Genomic DNA, 20,186 nt, shown 5'->3' on the forward strand with positions numbered 1-20,186 from the left:
ATTGTCTAACGCTTGAAATCTCTGCTCTTTCTACGACGACACCATACACCATCGCGTAACATCAGCTCTATCAAAATTCCTTCTCTTAATCCACGATCAGCAACTCTTAAACGCTGACTTGGCCAAACTTCTCGAATAACATCTAAAATTGCACAACCAGCTAAAACTAAATCCGCTCTCTCTCGTCCAATAAAAGGATTTATGACACGTTTTTCTATATCCCATGACAGTAAGCGTTTTGTCATAAGAGTAATATCTGCATCATCCATCCAAATGCCATCCACTTTTTTCCTATCATAACGCTCTAAATTAAGATACATCCCTGCTAAAGTCGTAACCGTACCAGAGGTTCCCAAAAGATGAAACTTCGACCCTTGTGCTAACGCGCCTAATTTATGACGATCTGAAAAATTGTTTAACAATCCTCGCACATAGCTTTTCATTTTTTCAAACTCGTCTAAACTAATATTATTCCCTCCAAAACGTTCAGCAAGCGTAACAACACCAACAGGAAGAGAAGTCCAAGCGATAATTTGTCCCGCTAAACGAAAAGAACGCTTTTGAGAAACATCAAGGAGCACAATTTCTGATGATCCTCCTCCAATATCAAAAAGCACAATTGCCTCAGTATTTGATTCAACAAGTGTACTACATCCTGTAACAGCAAAACGTGCTTCTGTTTGCCGATCAACAATTTCTAATTCAAGACCTGTCTCATCCAAAACACGCTGAATAAAATGTCTACCATTTTCTGCTGAACGGCAAGCTTCTGTTGCAATCAAACGATATCGCTTAATATGCCTTTGTTTTAGCTTTAAACGACAAATCTTTAAGGCTTCAATCGCACGATCCATAGCTTGTGTATTAAGAAAACCATTATTTATTAAACCTTCTCCCAATCGTACAATACGAGAAAAAGCATCAACAACACGAAAATATCCAGGTTTACTGGGAGATGCGATAAGAAGACGACAATTATTCGTTCCCAAATCAAGAGCCGCATAAAGAGGTGGAGATTTCACTTGAGAGAACCGTCGAAGAAAAGGCGCTTTGAATTTTTTTGTTTTTTGAACACCTATCATTGTCTGATGATGAAACTCAAAAGCTGTCTCCGATTGAATCAAAACCTGTTTCTTTTTACAATGTCTTTTTCTCTGTTGTCTCTTTATATCAACAAGGATAGAGCATGCCTCTGTTCGCGACAATACAGAACGATTATTTTTATTATTCCCGTACTGCTCATACAACTGATTTGCTTTGGTATCGTATGATTCTCCTTGCTTTGACTCTTTTGAACCATAATTTAACGGGGTCATTTCTCTTATCCCTTGAGCTTTGCCCCCCAATAAATAAATGCGAAAAATTTTCTGCTCATTCTTAAATAAAGCAACGATGCAGCATCACATGATAAAATACAAGAAATCATTCCCTTTTCTCTTATCATCAAAATTTTCTACGCTAGCATCATTTAGATCTTATATAATCTTTTGTTTTTGTCCGTAAAATCATACTTCTTTTTATGAACTTAAAACTATAAATTAATCGTTTACGTTTACATAACTTTTGTAAATTATGTTCTTTATATCATTTCACATGAAGTATACTCCTAACGTAACAAACCAGTACTATCATACTGTCTGCTCACGCTTAAAGTTGCAACAATCTATACATTGGCATGATTTATCAGAAAAAAAAATTTTTTTTCAATGTTTGTTACATGCAACGAAATAGCTTTGATTACGCTAGAATAAAAGATTCATGGTCCTACAAAATGCAATTACGATAGTCGCTATCTCATTAATACAAAGAAAAACTATCGTTCAAAAAAATCTTTAGAATTATAAATTTACTTATTATAACATTTCAATTGAAAAATATTAATGCTCAATCGGAGCTCTCTAAAAAGCCATATGAAACTTTAAAAAAGAGCTAAGCCTGCTCGTTATTGTAAGAAAGCCATATTTCTATTTATTTAACATCGAGTATTTCTAATAACTTTTTATTACTAATAACGAACGCAATCACTCTCTAAGATTTGCGGAAAACTCTAACCTAATTTTCTATTATATAAAGCACTAATTATGACTTTAATGTCATAAAATTCCCACTCTTTCGAATAAATTACCTTTCTATCATATTACAAAAACTTCTCATTTATTCACCTTATAATTTACATTCAAAAAATATAACACAAGGATTTATGAAAAAATGACTCTTGTTAAAAATTTCGATGAATTTTTAAGGACGCAAAGAATTAAGTGCTGCGTTTAACCCTTTAAATGGTACAATAAAAGAAAATACCTTTCCCTCTTTAAGCTTATAGGAAATACGTACTTTATTGTCCTGCTCTATTTGTTTAATAAAAACCAGCCCTACAGGTGATTGTGCTAAACAAACCGTCTCATTACACTGCGTATAATGAATAAGAACAGGTTTTTTTTCACCTTTCACAAACATTTGAATCGGAACATTTATATCAGAATTTGGCAATGTTCGGAAAAGCATCACTGCTTGACCATTTGTCGTAGAAACAAGAGACCAACTAAAAACGGTATTTCCTTCCTGATCATGAACAGTCTGTGTCACATTACATATACCTTGTTTAAGCTTCAGCTTTTGTTTTTCATCACAAATCAAAGTCCAGTCATAAAACTGCATAATAATTCGACGTGTTTCACCTGGTTCTCCCTTAGGTACAGATAAGTGCGGTGGATGAACTGTATAAATACTATTGCTCTCAGTAGCAAAACCTTTACCCTTGCATATTAAGGCAAGAGCAAACAGAATCTTCACTAACACACCTCTTTTTTTTATCATAACAATCATTTTTTCTATTATCATCTCAATCTCAGAGTAATACCAGCGCCTATACCCCAATGGTCTCCAGCACTTGTAATAGATACATTCGAGCGAATATTTCCATCTTCAGATGTATAACCAGCTCCAATAGCAAAGGCAGATTGGCTACGCCACAAACCACTTCCCAATGAGATACTTAAAGATCCTGGTATATCATAGTAACGTAAATTAGAGGTGGCCAAACCAATAGCAGCAGCCTGTCTTGCTTCCTTGCGAACATCCTCAATGGCATAATTTAACGTTTGAAACTTCACATCTGTATAGGCTTTGGACTCATTAACACCATTGTTGACTATTTCATTAACATGCTCATCCGTATACTTCTTCGCATCTTCAAGAACTATATTCATCTGCTGATCCGTGTAATCATGCAATTGACCGCCCGTAACCGCTTCTTTCGAACCACTTTCAATCCGACCTTCCGCTAAATTGTCTATCAAGACAGGATCACTTTCATTGCCTCCAATTAACGTAACTTTATTCGTCTTATGGCCATCCTCATCCTTATCATAGTTAACAGCACCGTTCGTAACCGCATTTTCTACAGCCTGAACATGTTGATCTATGCTTTCTACACGCTGTTCAACCGCTGATACTTTCTGGTTCGTCTCCCAAAGTTGACCTCCATTCACAACTTCTTTCGAGCCTTCCGATATTTCTCCATCTGCTACATGCGTAATCTTACTATCTGCCCCATCATGACGACCATCATAGCCTCCTAACTCATCATTCCAATTCAAACTGTTCGAGATAACATTCTGCGCTACATTATTAAGACGATCGTTGATACCTGACAAACTTCCATTAACACCTTCAAACGCACCTGCTACATTATCATAGATCTTACCTTCAGAAAAACTGCCATCGCTCTTGAATTGCGTTATCTGGAATTCAGGCCCTGTCCATTGACCGCCCTGATAGCTCGCTCCTCCTCCTAAATAACGCGCTAACGTCTGATTCAACTGATACAACTGGTTACCTGTAATCGCTTCTGTCGAACCCGCAGAAATATCCCCATCAACAAGATGGCTAAGCTTGCTATTGTGCTTCTCTGAACCCTGGCCATGAAGCGCTACAAATGATTCATCCGCATCACTCCAAAACAATGCATTCTGCTCAATATTGTCTGAAAGTTCATGATGAAGCTTCGTGAAAGATTGATTCACTCCTGCAAAAGCAGCTGCAACATTATCATAGATCGTCTCCTCAGAACTTCCATCCTCTTTAAAGCTCACTATCTTGAAACTTGGAGCGCGCCATTCACCATCTTCATAACTAGCTTCACCACCAAAATAGCTCGCAAGCGTATTGTTCATCGAATAAAGCTGACCACCATTCACTGCTTCTGTCGAACCCGCTGAAAGATCTCCTGCTTTTAAACCAGAAAGTGTACGATCTGCACCATCACTATTGGCAATGGTAACACTTGTACCACCTTTTTCCGCACCTATCTTAATAACCTTACTCTCTTCATCCTGCTTAACAAGACTATCTCTAACAACTTGGTTAATCTGATGGTTAATATCCGTGACAGCATTCGTCACTTCATTATGAAGATTGCTGAAAGATGTACCTACACTCGCAAAGGCTTTTGCTACATTATCATAGCTCTGCTCTTCAACCTTGCTACCATCTTCATTAACAGTATTAACCTTAAAGCTTGGCGCTGTCCACTGGCCATTCTCGTATTTAGCTCCACCACCAAAATAAGTCGCAAGCGTGTTGTTCATCGAATAAAGTTGTCCACCTGTAACCGCATCCGTTGAGTTTACAGTAATATCTCCATTCGCAAGAGACGTGATCTTGCTGTTTTTCCTCTCAGTATCAGCTCCATGGGTCGCAACAAATGCATGATCAGTATCACTCCATAACAACGCATTCTGTTTAATATGCTCTGAAAGATCACTCGTATTTTTCGAAATCTCTTCATGAAGCTGTGTGAATGAACGATCAACACCACCAAACGCATCCGATACACTCTGATAACTCTTATCCTGAACTGTATAAGTCGGTGCAATACCGTTCAACATATCGGCTCCACCACCAAAGTACTTTGAGCTATTCTCAGCAACCGTTTCAAGATCACCCGTTACTGTCGTAACATTCTGATTGGTCGCAAAAAGTTGTGAACCATTAACTGCTTCTGTCGATGTCTCTGAAAGACCTCCTGCTTTTACACCTGTGAGGGTCCGTGTCGCTCCGTCAGTATTCGCAAACGTAACTTCAGTTCCGCTCTTTTCACCTCCAACTGCAATAACATGTGTCTTCTCATCTTGCTTAACAAGACTATCTCTCACGACTTGGTTAATTTCATTCTTAAGTTCTTTATGAATATTCGTGAAAGAACTACCTACTCCCGCAAAGGCTTCCGCTACTGTGTTATAACTTTTCTCTTCAACCTCACTACCATCAGCACTTACAGTATTAACCTTGAAGTTTGGAGTAGCCCATTTACCTTCTTTATACTCAGCACCACCACCAAAATAGGTCGCCAACGTATTACTCATCGAATAAAGCTGGGAACCATTCACCGCGTCAGCCGAGGTTTCTGTAAGTGCTCCTGCCTTTACACCTGTCAGGGTCCGCGCGGCATCACCACTATTGGCAATGGTAATGCTTGTACCACCTTTTTCCGCACCTATCTTAATAACCTTACTCTCTTCATCCTGCTTAACAAGACTATCTTTCACGACTTGGCTAATCTGATGGTTAATATCCGTGACAGCATTCGTCACTTTACTATGAAGATTGCTGAAAGATGTACCAACACTCGCAAAGGCTTTTGCTACATTATCATAGCTCTGCTCTTCAACCTTGCTACCATCAGAACTCACAATATTAACCTTGAAGTTTGGAGCTGTCCACTGGCCATTCTCGTATTTAGCTCCTCCACCAAAATAGCTCGCAAGCGTGTTGTTCATCGAATAAAGTTGTCCACCTGTAACCGCATCCGTTGAGTTTGCAGTAATATCTCCATTCGCAAGAGATGTGATCTTGCTGTTTTTCCTCTCAGTATCAGCTCCATGGGTCGCAACAAATGCATGATCAGTATCACTCCATAACAACGCATTCTGTTTAATATGCTCTGAAAGATCACTCGTATTTTTCGAAATCTCTTCATGAAGCTGTGTGAATGAACGATCAACACCACCAAACGCATCCGATACACTCTGATAACTCTTATCCTGAACTGTATAAGTCGGTGCAATACCGTTCAACATATCGGCTCCACCACCAAAGTACTTTGAGCTATTCTCAGCAACCGTTTCAAGATCACCCGTTACTGTCGTAACATTCTGATTGGTCGCAAAAAGTTGTGAACCATTAACTGCTTCTGTCGATGTCTCTGAAAGACCTCCTGCTTTTACACCTGTGAGGGTCCGTGTCGCTCCGTCAGTATTCGCAAACGTAACTTCAGTTCCGCTCTTTTCACCTCCAACTGCAATAACATGTGTCTTCTCATCTTGCTTAACAAGACTATCTCTCACGACTTGGTTAATTTCATTCTTAAGTTCTTTATGAATATTCGTGAAAGAACTACCTACTCCCGCAAAGGCTTCCGCTACTGTGTTATAACTTTTCTCTTCAACCTCACTACCATCAGCACTTACAGTATTAACCTTGAAGTTTGGAGTAGCCCATTTACCTTCTTTATACTCAGCACCACCACCAAAATAGGTCGCCAACGTATTACTCATCGAATAAAGCTGGGAACCATTCACCGCGTCAGCCGAGGTTTCTGTAAGTGCTCCTGCCTTTACACCTGTCAGGGTCCGCGCGGCATCACCACTATTGGCAATGGTAATGCTTGTACCACCTTTTTCCGCACCTATCTTAATAACCTTACTCTCTTCATCCTGCTTAACAAGACTATCTTTCACGACTTGGCTAATCTGATGGTTAATATCCGTGACAGCATTCGTCACTTTACTATGAAGATTGCTGAAAGATGTACCAACACTCGCAAAGGCTTTTGCTACATTATCATAGCTCTGCTCTTCAACCTTGCTACCATCAGAACTCACAATATTAACCTTGAAGTTTGGAGCTGTCCACTGGCCATTCTCGTATTTAGCTCCTCCACCAAAATAGCTCGCAAGCGTGTTGTTCATCGAATAAAGCTGACCACCATTCACTGCTTCTGTCGAACCCGCTGAAAGATCTCCTGCTTTTAAACCAGAAAGTGTACGATCTGCACCATCACTATTGGCAATGGTAATACTTGTACCACCTTTTTCCGCACCTATCTTAATAACCTTACTCTCTTCATCCTGCTTAACAAGACTATCTCTAACAACTTGGTTAATCTGATGGTTAATATCCGTGACAGCATTCGTCACTTCATTATGAAGATTGCTGAAAGATGTACCTACACTCGCAAAGGCTTTTGCTATATTATCATAGCTCTGCTCTTCAACCTTGCTACCATCTTCATTAACAGTATTAACCTTAAAGCTTGGGGCTGTCCATTGGCCATTCTCGTATTTAGCTCCACCACCAAAATAGCTCGCAAGCGTATTGTTCATCGAATAAAGCTGACCACCATTCACTGCTTCTGTCGAACCCGCTGAAAGATCTCCTGCTTTTAAACCAGAAAGTGTACGATCTGCACCATCACTATTGGCAATGGTAACACTTGTACCACCTTTTTCCGCACCTATCTTAATAACCTTACTCTCTTCATCCTGCTTAACAAGACTATCTCTAACAACTTGGTTAATCTGATGGTTAATATCCGTGACAGCATTCGTCACTTCATTATGAAGATTGCTGAAAGATGTACCTACACTCGCAAAGGCTTTTGCTACATTATCATAGCTCTGCTCTTCAACCTTGCTACCATCTTCATTAACAGTATTAACCTTAAAGCTTGGCGCTGTCCACTGGCCATTCTCGTATTTAGCTCCACCACCAAAATAAGTCGCAAGCGTGTTGTTCATCGAATAAAGTTGTCCACCTGTAACCGCATCCGTTGAGTTTACAGTAATATCTCCATTCGCAAGAGATGTGATCTTGCTGTTTTTCCTCTCAGAATCAGCTCCATGGGTCGCAACAAATGCATGATCAGTATCACTCCATAACAACGCATCACCTTTAACTTCTTGAGTAATATCAGTTATTTGTTGAGTAAAGTCTTGAACAACATTGGTGAGATGAGTGTTCACATTCTTGATATTCTTATCAAGACCTGCAAACGCAGAACCAACATCTTTAAACTCAGCCTCAAGAGCTTCTCCCTTTTCATCAACCTCAGACAACTTATAGGACGGTCCTGTAAAGACGCCTTCTTTAAAGACTGTCTCCCCACCTAAGAACTTGGCAATATCCTTACCGACTTTATTAATCTGTCCACCATTAACTGCATCATGTGAATCCTCAGAAATCTTACCATCAGCAACATTATGCAATGCAACAGCAGCAGAACCCTTACCTTTCCCAAAAGTTACACGCGTATAATCTGTCTCACCATTTTCCTTCTTATCATAAAGAACAACCGCTGAATCTTCCGACTGAAGACTGTTAGAAAGTACTTCTAAACTGTGATCAAGTTGAGCTTTATTAACCGCTTCATTGTCATTTTCTGCTGCTTTTACACCAGAAAGTGTACGATCTGTACCATCACTATTGGCAATGGTAATGCTTGTACCACCTTTTTCCGCACCTATCTTAATAACCTTACTCTCTTCATCCTGCTTAACAAGACTATCTCTAACAACTTGGTTAATTTCATTCTTAAGTTCATTATGAATATTCGTGAAAGAACTACCTACTCCCGCAAAGGCTTCCGCTACTGTGTTATAACTTTTCTCTTCAACCTTACTACCATCAGAACTCACAGCATTAACCTTGAAGTTTGGAGCAGCCCATTTACCTTCTTTATACTCAGCTCCTCCACCAAAATAGGTCGCCAACGTATTACTCATCGAATAAAGTTGTCCACCTGTAACCGCATCCGTAGAACCAGAAGCAATATTACCATCCAAAATATGGGTAATCTTGCTAGATGTTCTTTCTTTGCCTTCTCCATGTTGCGCACTAAAGGCATTGTCTTCCTTACTCCACGATAAAGAATCCTGTGCAACGCCCTGAGATACTTCTTTAATGCGTTGATTCACATTCTTAATATTCTTATCAAGACCTGCAAACGCAGAACCAACATCTTTAAACTTAGCCTCAAGAGCTTCTCCCTTTTCATCAACCTGAGATAAGTTATAGGTTGGCTCTGTAAAGGCGCCATTGTTAAAAGCTGCATTTCCTCCCAAAAATCTTGCTATATCTTCACCAATTTTATAAATCTGTCCGCCAGTGATTGCTTCATGCGATTTATCAGAAATAGTACCATTACCAACATTGTGGAGAACTGTGAGAGTTTGATCTTTCCCACCAAACGTGACACTCGCATAATTAGTAGCGCCATCCTTTTGTTTATCATAATGAACAACAGCGGAATCATCTGACTGAAGGTGATTAATTTGGTTGGTGATCTCATTGGTAATTTTATTCTGAACATTCGTAATAGAACTACCTACTCCTGTCAAAGCTTCCGCTACATTGGTATAGTTCTTATCTTCTTTATCTCCATCAGCATTAACTGTTTTGACCTTAAAACTTGGTGCTGTCCAGTTGCCTTCTCCATCATACCCGGCACCGCCACCTAAATAGGTCGCAAGCTGTTCGTTCATCGAATAGAGTTGGCCACCCGTAACAGCTTCCGTGGACCCCTTAGAAACATCACCATCTAAAAGAAACGTAATTTTACTATTTTCTGGTGTTGCTTTCTCTTGTTCCACTTTGCTCTTTTCATGACGCGCTACAAACGCTTGCGATTCATCGTTCCATAACAACGCGTCTTTTTCAATATGTTGTGTAATTTCAGTATTGTTTTTATTAATCTCATCATGAAGCTTTGTGAAAGAGCTATCAACACCTGAAAATGCTTCACCAACACTTCGATATTCCTTATTCTGAACAGAAAAAGTTGGTATATTGCCACTTAAAACGTCAGCATTACCACCTAAGTATTGGGATGTATTATTAGCAACTGTATTTAAATCATTTCTTACTGCTGTGACATTTTCATTGGTTGCAAAAAGTTGTGAACCATTAACTGCTTCCGTGGAATCTTTCGTAATAGCTCCTGAAGAAAGAAATTTAATCTTGCTAGCTGTTCTTTCTTTGCCTTCTCCATGTTGCGCACTAAAGGCATTGTCTTCCTTACTCCACGATAAAGAATCCTGTGCAACGCCCTGAGATACTTCTTTAATGCGTTGATTCACATTCTGGATATTCGTATCAAGGCCAGAAAAAGCAGAGCCAACATCGGTAAAGGACTTATCCGTAACTTTACCATTAGCATCAACCTGAGATAAGTTATAGGTTGGCTGTGTAAGAGAACCATCTTTAAAGGATGCTTCTCCACCCAAGAATTTCGCTATATCCTCGCCTATTGTGTTAACCTGCTTACCATTGATTGCATCACGGGATTCTGAAGAAATCGCACCATCAGCAACATTATGAAGACCAACAGCCGTAGAACCCTTACCTTTACCTAAATTCACATTCGTATAATCAATTTCACCCTGTTCCTTCTTATCATAATGAACAACCGCGGAATCATCTGACTGAAGACGTGTAATCTGGTTGGTGATCTCCTTTTTAATATTCGTGAAAGAACTACCTACTCCTTCAAAAGCAGCGGCTACATTTTGATAAGTCTGATCTTCTTCCGCACCATCAGAGTTAATCATCTTCATTTTAAAAGTTGGGTCAATCCATGCGCCATCTTTATAATTAGCTCCACCCCCCAAGTAAGTAGAAATCTTATTATTTGTCTCGAAAAGCTGGGAACCATTAATAGCATCTGTTGAAGCTGTTGAAATATCTCCATTGGCAAGGAATTTAATTTTACTATTCGTTTTCTCTTTTCCGCCATGTTGGGCAACAAATGCGTCCTCAGAATTACTCCAATTTAAAGAATCCTGTGCAACGCCCTCTGAGACTTCCTTAATACGATTATTCACATTCTTGATATTCGTATCAAGACCTGCAAAGGCTGAACCAACATCATTGAAAGACTTATCTGTGACCTGTCCTGCTTCAGAAACTTCAGATAATTGATAAGTTGGGCCTGTAAAAGCTCCATTGTTAATGGCTGCTTTCCCACCCAAAAATTTAGCTATATCATCACCAATTTTATAAATCTGTCCCCCAGTGATTGCTTCATGCGACTTATCAGAAATACTACCATCAGCAACATTGCGGAGAGTTGTAGGAGTTTGATCTTTACCTCCAAAAGTAACACTCGCATAATTAATAGTGTCATCCTTCTGTTTATCATAATGAACAACCGCTGAATCCTCTGACTGAAGATGAGTAATCTGGTTGGTGATCTCATTGGTAATTTTATTCTGAACATTCGTAATAGAAGTCCCAACACCTTCAAAAGCTTCTGCTACATTCTGATAAGTCTGTTCTTCTTCCGCACCATCAGAGTTAACTGTTTTAACCTTAAAGCTAGGTGTTTTCCAGTTGCCTTCCGTATCATAACCAGCACCACCACCAAAATAGGTTGCAAACGTACTTTTTAATGAATAGAGCTGACCACCCGTAACCGCATCCGTGGAATCTTTGGAAATTGTGCCATCCAAAAGATGCGTAATTTTGCCATCCGTTTTTTCTTTTTCACCATGTTGGGCAACAAATGCGTTATCAGTATTGCTCCATAATAAGGCATCACCTTGAACTTGTTGCGTAACATTCGTTATGTTTTGAGTGAATTCATTGACCGCATTCGTTAGTTGATCTTCAACTTTCTTGATATTTGTATCAAGCTGAGCTTTGTTAACAGCTTCATTATTGTTTACTGCTTCCTTCACACCGGAAAGTGTACGATCCTCACTATTCTTATTAGCAATATTGATTTCATTACCTATTACTTCTTTACCAATAGCGATAAGATTTGTTGTGGTATCTTTCTTAACAAGACTGTCACCTTTCACATTACTAATCTCATTATTAATCTGATTGGTAATTTCATTTTTTATATTTATGAAAGAACTACCAACTCCTTCAAAAGCGTCCACTACATTCTGATAGGTCTGTTCTTCTTCCGCACCATCAGCGTTCACTGACTTCATTTTAAAAGTTGGATCAGTCCATGCGCCATTCTCATACTTAGCATTACCACCAAAATAGGTTGCAACCTTATCACCTAAAGAATGAAGTTGATTACCCGTAATGGCATCTGTCGAACCAGACACAATATTGCCATCTAAAAGATGCGTAATTTTACTATTGGCTTTTGCTCCTTCTTTTCCACCATGCTGCGCACTAAAGGCTTTGTCAGCTTCACTCCACAACAAAGCATTCTGCTTAATGTTTTCAGTAATTTGCGTGTTGCTTTGCGTAACCTCTTTTTGAAGATTCTCAAAAGACGTACCTACACCAGCAAACGCCGAAACAACATCATCATAGCTTTCCTCTTTAACACCACCGTCATCTTCTTTAACGATCCTAACTTTGAAGCTTGGGGCTACCCACACGCCATTCTTATAGCTAGCATTCCCACCTAAAGTCTTTGCAACATTGCTCCCTAGAGCATGAAGCTGATTACCCGCTACTGCATCGCTTGAAGCTGCAGAGATATCTCCATTGGCAAGGAATTTAATTTTACTATTCGTTTTCTCTTCTCCGCCATGTTGGGCAACAAAAGCGCCCTCAGAATTACTCCAATTTAAAGAATCCTGTGCAACGCCCTCTGAGACTTCCTTAATCCGATCATTCACATTCTTGATATTCGTATCAAGGCCAGAAAAAGCAGAGCCAACATCATTGAAAGACTTATCTGTGACCTGTCCTGCTTCAGAAACTTCAGATAATTGATAAGTTGGACCTATAAAAGCTCCATTGTTAATAGCTGCTTTCCCACCCAAAAATTTAGCTATATCTTCACCAATTTTATAAATCTGTCCGCCAGTGATGGCATCATGCGACTTATCAGAAATAATACCATCAGCAACATTGTGGAGAGTTGTAGGAGTTTGATCTTTACCTCCAAAAGTGACACTTGCATAATTAATAGTGTCATCCTTCTGTTTATCATAATGAACAACCGCTGAATCCTCTGACTGAAGATGTGTAATCTGGTTGGTGATCTCATTGGTGATTGTGTTTTGAACATTCATAATAGAAGTCCCAACACCTTCAAAAGCTTCTGCTACATTCTGATAAGTCTTATCTTCTTTATCACCATCAGCCTTAACTGTTTTAACCTTAAAGCTAGGTGCTTGCCATTCACCTTTTTCATCATAGCCGGCACCACCACCAAAATAGGTTGCAAACGTACTTTTTAATGAATAGAGCTGACCACCCGTAACCGCATCCGTGGAATCTTTGGAAATTGTGCCATCTAAAAGATGCATAATTTTGCTATTCTTCTTTTCTTTATCCTTACCATGCTGAGCGCTAAAGGCACTTTCACTCTCACTCCATAATAAGGCATCGCTTTGAACTTGTTGTGTAACATTACCGACTGCTTCTGTTAATTTATCTTCAACTTTCTTGATATTTGTATCAAGCTGACCTTTGTTAACAGCTTCATTATTGTTTACTGCTTCCTTCACACCGGAAAGTGTACGATCCTCACTATTCTTATTAGCAATATTGATTTCATTACCTATTACCTCTTTACCAATAGTGATAAGATTTGTTGTGGTATCTTTCTTAACAAGACTGTCACCTTTCACATTACTAATCTCATTATTAATCTGATTGGTAATTTCATTTTTTATATTTGTGAAAGAACTACCAACTCCTTCAAAAGCGTCCGCTACATTCTGATAGGTCTGTTCTTCTTCCGCACCATCAGCCTTAACTGTTTTAACCTTAAAGCTAGGTGCTTGCCATTCACCTTTTTCATCATAGCCGGCACCACCACCAAAATAGGTTGCAAACGTATTTTTTAATGAATAGAGCTGACCACCCGTAACCGCATCCGTGGAATCTTTGGAAATTGTGCCATCCAAAAGATGCGTAATTTTGCTATCCGTTTTTTCTTTTTCACCATGTTGGGCAACAAATGCGTTATCAGTATTGCTCCATAGCAAAGCATCGCCTTTAACTTCTTTGTTAATGTTGTCTACTTTTTTATTAAAGTCTTCAACAATATTCGTCAGATGATTGTTAACATTTGTGAAATTTGCATCAATCCCTGCAAAGGCTGAACCAACATCATTATATGTCTTGTTTTCATCTTTCTTACCATCTTCACTGAAAGTTTGCAGCGTAAAGCTTGGAGCTGTCCAGTTTCCATCCTTATACTCAGCTCCACCACCTAAGTAAGTAGCAACCTTATTATTTGTCTCGAAAAGCTGTGAACCATTAATAGCATCTGTTGAAGCTGCAGAGATATCTCCATTGGCAAGGAATTTAATTTTACTATTCGTTTTTTCTTCTCCGCCATGTTGCGCACTAAAGGCTTTGGCATCCTTGCTCCACGATAAAGAATCCTGTGCAACGCCCTGAGATACTTCTTTAATGCGTTGATTCACATTCTGGATACTAATATCAAGCCCCGCAATCGCTACTCCAACACCATCAAGAGACCTTTCTGTTACGACACCATCCTTAGAAATGTACGATAATTTATAAGTTGGCTCTGTAAAGGCGCCATTGTTAAAAGCTGCATTTCCACCCAAGGATTTCGCTATATCCTCGCCGATTTTATTAATCTGCTTACCATTGATTGCATCATGGGATTCTGTAGAAATCATACCATCAGCAACATTGTGGAGAACCGTGAGTGTGTGATCCTTCCCACCAAACGTGACACTCGCATAATTAGTAGTGCTACCCTTCTGTTTATCATAATGAACAACAGCGGAATCATCTGACTGAAGATGAGTAATCTGGTTGGTGATCTCATTGGTAATTTTATTCTGAACATTCGTGATAGACGTACCAACACCTTCAAAAGCTTCTGCTACATTCTGATAAGTCTTATCTTCTTTATCACCATCAGCCTTAACTGTTTTAACCTTAAAGCTAGGTGCTTGCCATTTTCCTTCCCCATCATAGCCGGCACCACCACCAAAATAGGTTGCAAACGTACTTTTTAATGAATAGAGCTGACCACCCGTAACAGCATCCGTGGAATCTTTGGAAATTGCGCCATCCAAAAGATGCGTAATTTTACTATTCTTCTTTTCTTCTTCTTTTGTATCATGTTGGGCAACAAATGCACTCTCAGAATTACTCCATAGTAAAGCATCGCCTCTAACTTCTTTGTTAATATGGTCAATTTTTTTATTAAAGTCTTCAACAATATTCGTCAGATGATTGTTAACATTTGTAAAATTTGTATCAATGCCCACAAAGGCTGAACCAACATTATTATATGTCTTGTTTTCACTTTCCTTACCTTCTTCACTGAAACTTTTCAGCATAAAACTTGGTGCTTGCCATTTTCCGTCCTTATACTCAGCTCCCCCACCTAAGTAAGTAGCAACCTTATTATTTGTCTCGAAAAGCTGTGAACCATTAATAGCATCTGTTGAAGCTGTTGAAATATCTCCATTGGCAAGGAATTTAATTTTACTATTCGTTTTTTCTTCTCCGCCATGTTGCGCACTAAAGGCATTGGCATCCTTGCTCCACGATAAAGAATCCTGTGCAACGCCCTGAGATACTTCTTTAATGCGTTGATTCACATTCTGGATATTCGTATCAAGACCTGCAATTGCTACTCCAACACCATCAAGAGACCTTTCTGTTACGACACCATCCTTAGAAATGTACGATAATTTATAAGTTGGACCTGTAAAGGCGCCATTGTTAAAAGCTGCATTTCCTCCCAAGGATTTCGCTATATCCTCGCCGATTTTATTAATCTGCTTACCATTGATTGCATCATGGGATTCTGTAGAAATCATACCATCAGCAACATTGTGGAGAACCGTGAGTGTGTGATCCTTCCCACCAAACGTGACACTCGCATAATTAGTAGTGCTACCCTTCTGTTTATCATAATGAACAACAGCGGAATCATCTGACTGAAGATGAGTAATCTGGTTGGTGATCTCATTGGTAATTTTATTCTGAACATTCGTGATAGACGTACCAACACCTTCAAAAGCTTCTGCTACATTCTGATAAGTCTTATCTTCTTTATCACCATCAGCCTTAACTGTTTTAACCTTAAAGCTAGGTGCTTTCCAGTTTCCTTGCTCATCATAACCGGCACTTTTATTCAAATAGGTCGCAAGCGTGTTGCTCGTATAATAAAGCTGTTTACCAGTAATGGCATCTGTTGAATCTTTAGAAACAGCACCATCTAAAAGAAAGGTAATTTTGCTGTTTTCTTGTGCTCCCGTTGTTTTGCCTTGTTCTTCTGCTTTCTTTTTATGATGCGCAGAAAATGCCTGCGCTTCATCGCTCCATAATAAGGCATCACCTTGAACCTGTTGCGTAATATTTGTTATGTTTTGATTAAGTTCGCTGAACTTATTTGTTATATCATTGGTAACTTTATTCTGAACATTTGTGATAGACGTACCAACGCCTTCAAAAGCAGAAGCAACATCCGTATAAGCTTCATCCTTTTTATTGCCATGATTATCAACAGTTTGAACCTTAAATGTCGGTGCACTCCATTTGCCATCTTTATAACTAGCTCCACCGCCTAAGTAAGTAGAAACTTTATCATTTGTCTCAAAAAGCTGTGAACCAATAACTGCTTCATTTGAGGTCTCTAAGAGCACAGCAGCTTTTATGCCTGTAAGAGTACGCTTTTCTTTATTCTTGTTAGCAATATCGATTTTATCACCGTCCGTATCCCTACCAATAGTGATATGTTGTGTTGCTTTATCCTGTTGTACAAGGCTTTCGCCTTCCATTTTTTGGATCATATTATTAACCTGTTCAGACACGTTATTCTGAACATGTGTGAGAGAAGTACCAACTCCTGCTAAAGCTTCCGCTACATTGGTATAACTCGTCTCTTCAGGGTTGCCATCAGCTTTAACTGTCTTTACTGTAAATTTCGGATCAGTCCATTTGCCATCTTCATATTTAGCATTTCCTCCAAAATACTTAGCTATATTCGAAGCTGCCGTTTGGAGATTAATGGAGACAGCACCCACTTTCTGATTTGTCGTAAAGAGTTGTGAACCAGTGATTGCTTCCTTCGACTCCTCTGAGAGTGCGCCATCCTTGATACCAGTAAGGATTCGATTTTCACTTTTGCTGTTGGCAATATCAATTTTATCACCGTCTGTATCCTTCCCAATGGCGATATGTTTTGTATTGGAATCTTGTTTAACAAGACTATCACTCACTACATTCTTAATTTGATTTTCAACATTCGTGATAGAATTATTTACATTCGTAATTTGTTGCTTTACCTCTGTAAAAGAGTGGCTCACACCAGAAAAAGCACTCGCAACGTCATTATAAGACTTGCCTTCAACAGTATAGATAGGCTCCTTACTATTCAGCACATCAGCACCACCGCCCAGATATTGTGATGTATTGTTAGCTATTGTTGATAGATTCGTTTGAATCTCTGTCACTCTCGTCTGTATCTCAGAAAAATTATTCTTAAGAGTTGTCACATTATTATTTGTCGTAAATAGTTGTGAACCGGTGACGGCTTCACTTGAATCTTCTGTAAGTGCGCCATTCTTTATACCCGTAAGAGCCCGCTTTTCACTTTTGTTATTGGCAATATCAATCTTATCACCGTCGGTATCCTTACCAATGGTAATATGTTGTGTTTCAGCTTCTTGTTTTACAAAGCTACTAGCTACGACTTGTTGTTCGACTTCTTTTTCAATTTTCTGCAATTGTGAAAAATTCACTGCATCAGTCGCCTCAAAACCCTCTGCTAGACCTGTTATTTTTTTATTGCCTACATCAATACCATCCGTCACTATTTTGGGACCATTTGTAATGATCAAGCCTGTTGCATCTAAAGTTACTGAACTTGCTGCATTTGCTAAAGCTTCTCCCCCCAATTTAATGCTATTTAATCTGAGATCTTTTGCTAAATCAAATGTTACCTTCTTCTCTTCTTTATTGCTTATAATGCTAAAATTTGGACTTCCTGCTGCGAAGATTAATTTGTCTCCGTTATCAATAACTGTATTCTTATCACCAACAGAAAGCTCCCAACTTCCTTGTTTTGTGATCAGTTCTCTTAAGGCTTTTAGCTGCGCAACATTTACGGCATCAGTTTCTTGAGTCCCAGCTGCTACCCCTACAATCTGCCGTGTCCAGCGTCCCCCACCATTACCGACTTTACCAATACTGAATGCACCATCTTTAGATTTCCACTCAACACTGCTTGATGTTGAGTTTTTTCCAGTCTTAGGATCATAACCGAAAAATCCCTCCTTAACGTTAGCAGTAGAGTTACGTCCCAAGGCAATGCCCCCAGAAATTTCCACCTTTGCTCTTTCACCAATAGCAATCCCCCTATCAGCTTTCTTTTCAACCAAAGACCTTGTACCTATAGCTATTCCCAAATCCGCACGTACTATTGCAGACTCAAATACTTCACCGTGCGTTCCTTGGCTCATATATTTTTTCCCTATTACAACACTTCCCTGAGTGCTGTAAGTTTTATCAACACCTATTCTTACTCTATCTGTAGACCAATCAGAAAAATGATCTTTAGACCCAGATCCTAAGGACAAAGCCTTTAACTGTGCAACATTAACAGCATCGGTATCTTCAGTACCCTGTGCTACTCCTGTTATTTTTTTATTTCCAGCTGAAATCCCAGCAATGGTTATTTGAGGGCCATTGGTAATTTTCAACCCCATTGAATCTAAGGTATTCGTACCTAGTTTTACACTATCCAGCGTCAGTTCCTTCGCCAAATCAAATTTTACCTTATTGTCATCTTTGCCTTTGGTAATTTCGAGATTTTTACTTCCTGTTGCGAAATCTACCGTTTCGTTTATCCCCACAACTTTAGTATTTTTACCATCAACAGACAGTTTCCAACCTTTGTCTACATAGGTTTGTAATGACTTTAACTGCGCAATATTCACGGCATCAGTATCTTCTGTACCCGCTGCAACTCCTTCAATTTGTCGTGTTTTGCTCTTAGCAAGATCACCAACACTCACGGCACCGTAAGTACTTTTCCATGCAAAAGTACCATCTGTCTCTGCTTTATGTAAAAGAGGATTATAGCCTTCAACACCAGCAGCAACGTTTGCTATAGAATCAGCACCTAAAGCAATAGCGTGATCTGCTTTTGCTCTCGAATAAAATCCTATAGAGACAGTGTTTCTTTCCGTTGCATATGCACGATGACCAATCGCAGTTGAACCATACTCTATAGCTTGAGAAATAGAACCCAAAGCCATTGAATAATCACCCTTAGCAATTGTATAGTCCTCTGGATTCCTTTCATTATATTCAGAGCCTACTGCAACACTGCTTTTCCCCAAAGCATGTGCCATATGACCTATAGCAATGCTATCTTCTTTTGTCGCCTGTGCCTGATTACCTATAGTGATAGCAAACTTTCCTGTTGCTTGAGCCTTATAACCAATAGCAACACTTTCCTGCCCTGCTGCATTCGATCTTTGACCCAAATTAGTAGCATTTGATCCAGCTCTTGCGTTTGCAACCGATCTTCCATTCACTTGTATTGGAGAGTTTTCTTCCGATGGAGTAGGTGTATTTAAGAACGTTGTCCTATTCCCATAATCATCACCAACAGAAGAATCTGGATTTGTCTGTACAAATGCATTTGATGTTTTTTGCGTAGCCTGCCGTATATAACTGCCATCTTTTTTCAAAACATTGACAGCAATCTTACCTTGTTCAGAAAGCGTAGTGGTTAAAAAATCTGCATAACCACTAGAAGTACTCACTTTTGCTGCAAACACTGAATTCAGCGCTGTTAGATAACTCGCTTTTGATAAACTAGCATCAATAAAGAACCCGATATAAGGATTATAAGTAGAAAAAGTATTTTGATTGTTTGCTTGAGAATAAACCGCTGTTGCCTTCTCTAGAACTTGAAGAATTTGTTTTATTATATCAAAATTTTTTGCATAAACGGGAGAAGTATTGGATAAAAATGCAACGACTGCAGTTCCCAACAAAAGCTTTTTAAACAAATGCTGAGAGAAATGTCCGTAATCCCAATCATTCTTCTTTGATATGATAGACAATTCTTTCATCACAAATGCCCCAATGAAAAAAAATTAAATCAACGTATTTATGACATAAAAAAGACATATTTCAATTTAGATTTTTTTTTCTTATTAAATTATCTCTAAAAAACTGCTGGGAGAGTTTTTTTTGCATGA

At 39.0% G+C, this 20,186-nt stretch carries 3 protein-coding genes; all 3 read right to left on the bottom strand.

Annotated features, from left to right (window positions below; genetic code table 11):
* Positions 1–5: 5 nt before the first annotated feature.
* Entirely contained in the window at positions 6–1,316 is a 1,311-nt protein-coding gene (locus NNJ85_RS03175) for a Ppx/GppA phosphatase family protein (RefSeq protein ID WP_254473480.1), read from the bottom strand.
* Between the two features lie 922 nt (positions 1,317–2,238).
* Entirely contained in the window at positions 2,239–2,841 is a 603-nt protein-coding gene (locus NNJ85_RS03180; protein WP_254473482.1) for an invasion associated locus B family protein, read from the bottom strand.
* On the bottom strand, positions 2,838–20,057 hold the full coding sequence (locus NNJ85_RS03195; protein ID WP_305883487.1) for a Vomp family autotransporter: 17,220 nt from the start codon (positions 20,055–20,057) through the stop codon (positions 2,838–2,840). Before NNJ85_RS03195 ends, NNJ85_RS03180 begins: the two co-directional genes overlap by 4 nt.
* Positions 20,058–20,186: the final 129 nt, after the last annotated feature.

This window comes from Bartonella sp. B1098 (assembly GCF_944896145.1).
GTDB lineage: Bacteria > Pseudomonadota > Alphaproteobacteria > Rhizobiales > Rhizobiaceae > Bartonella.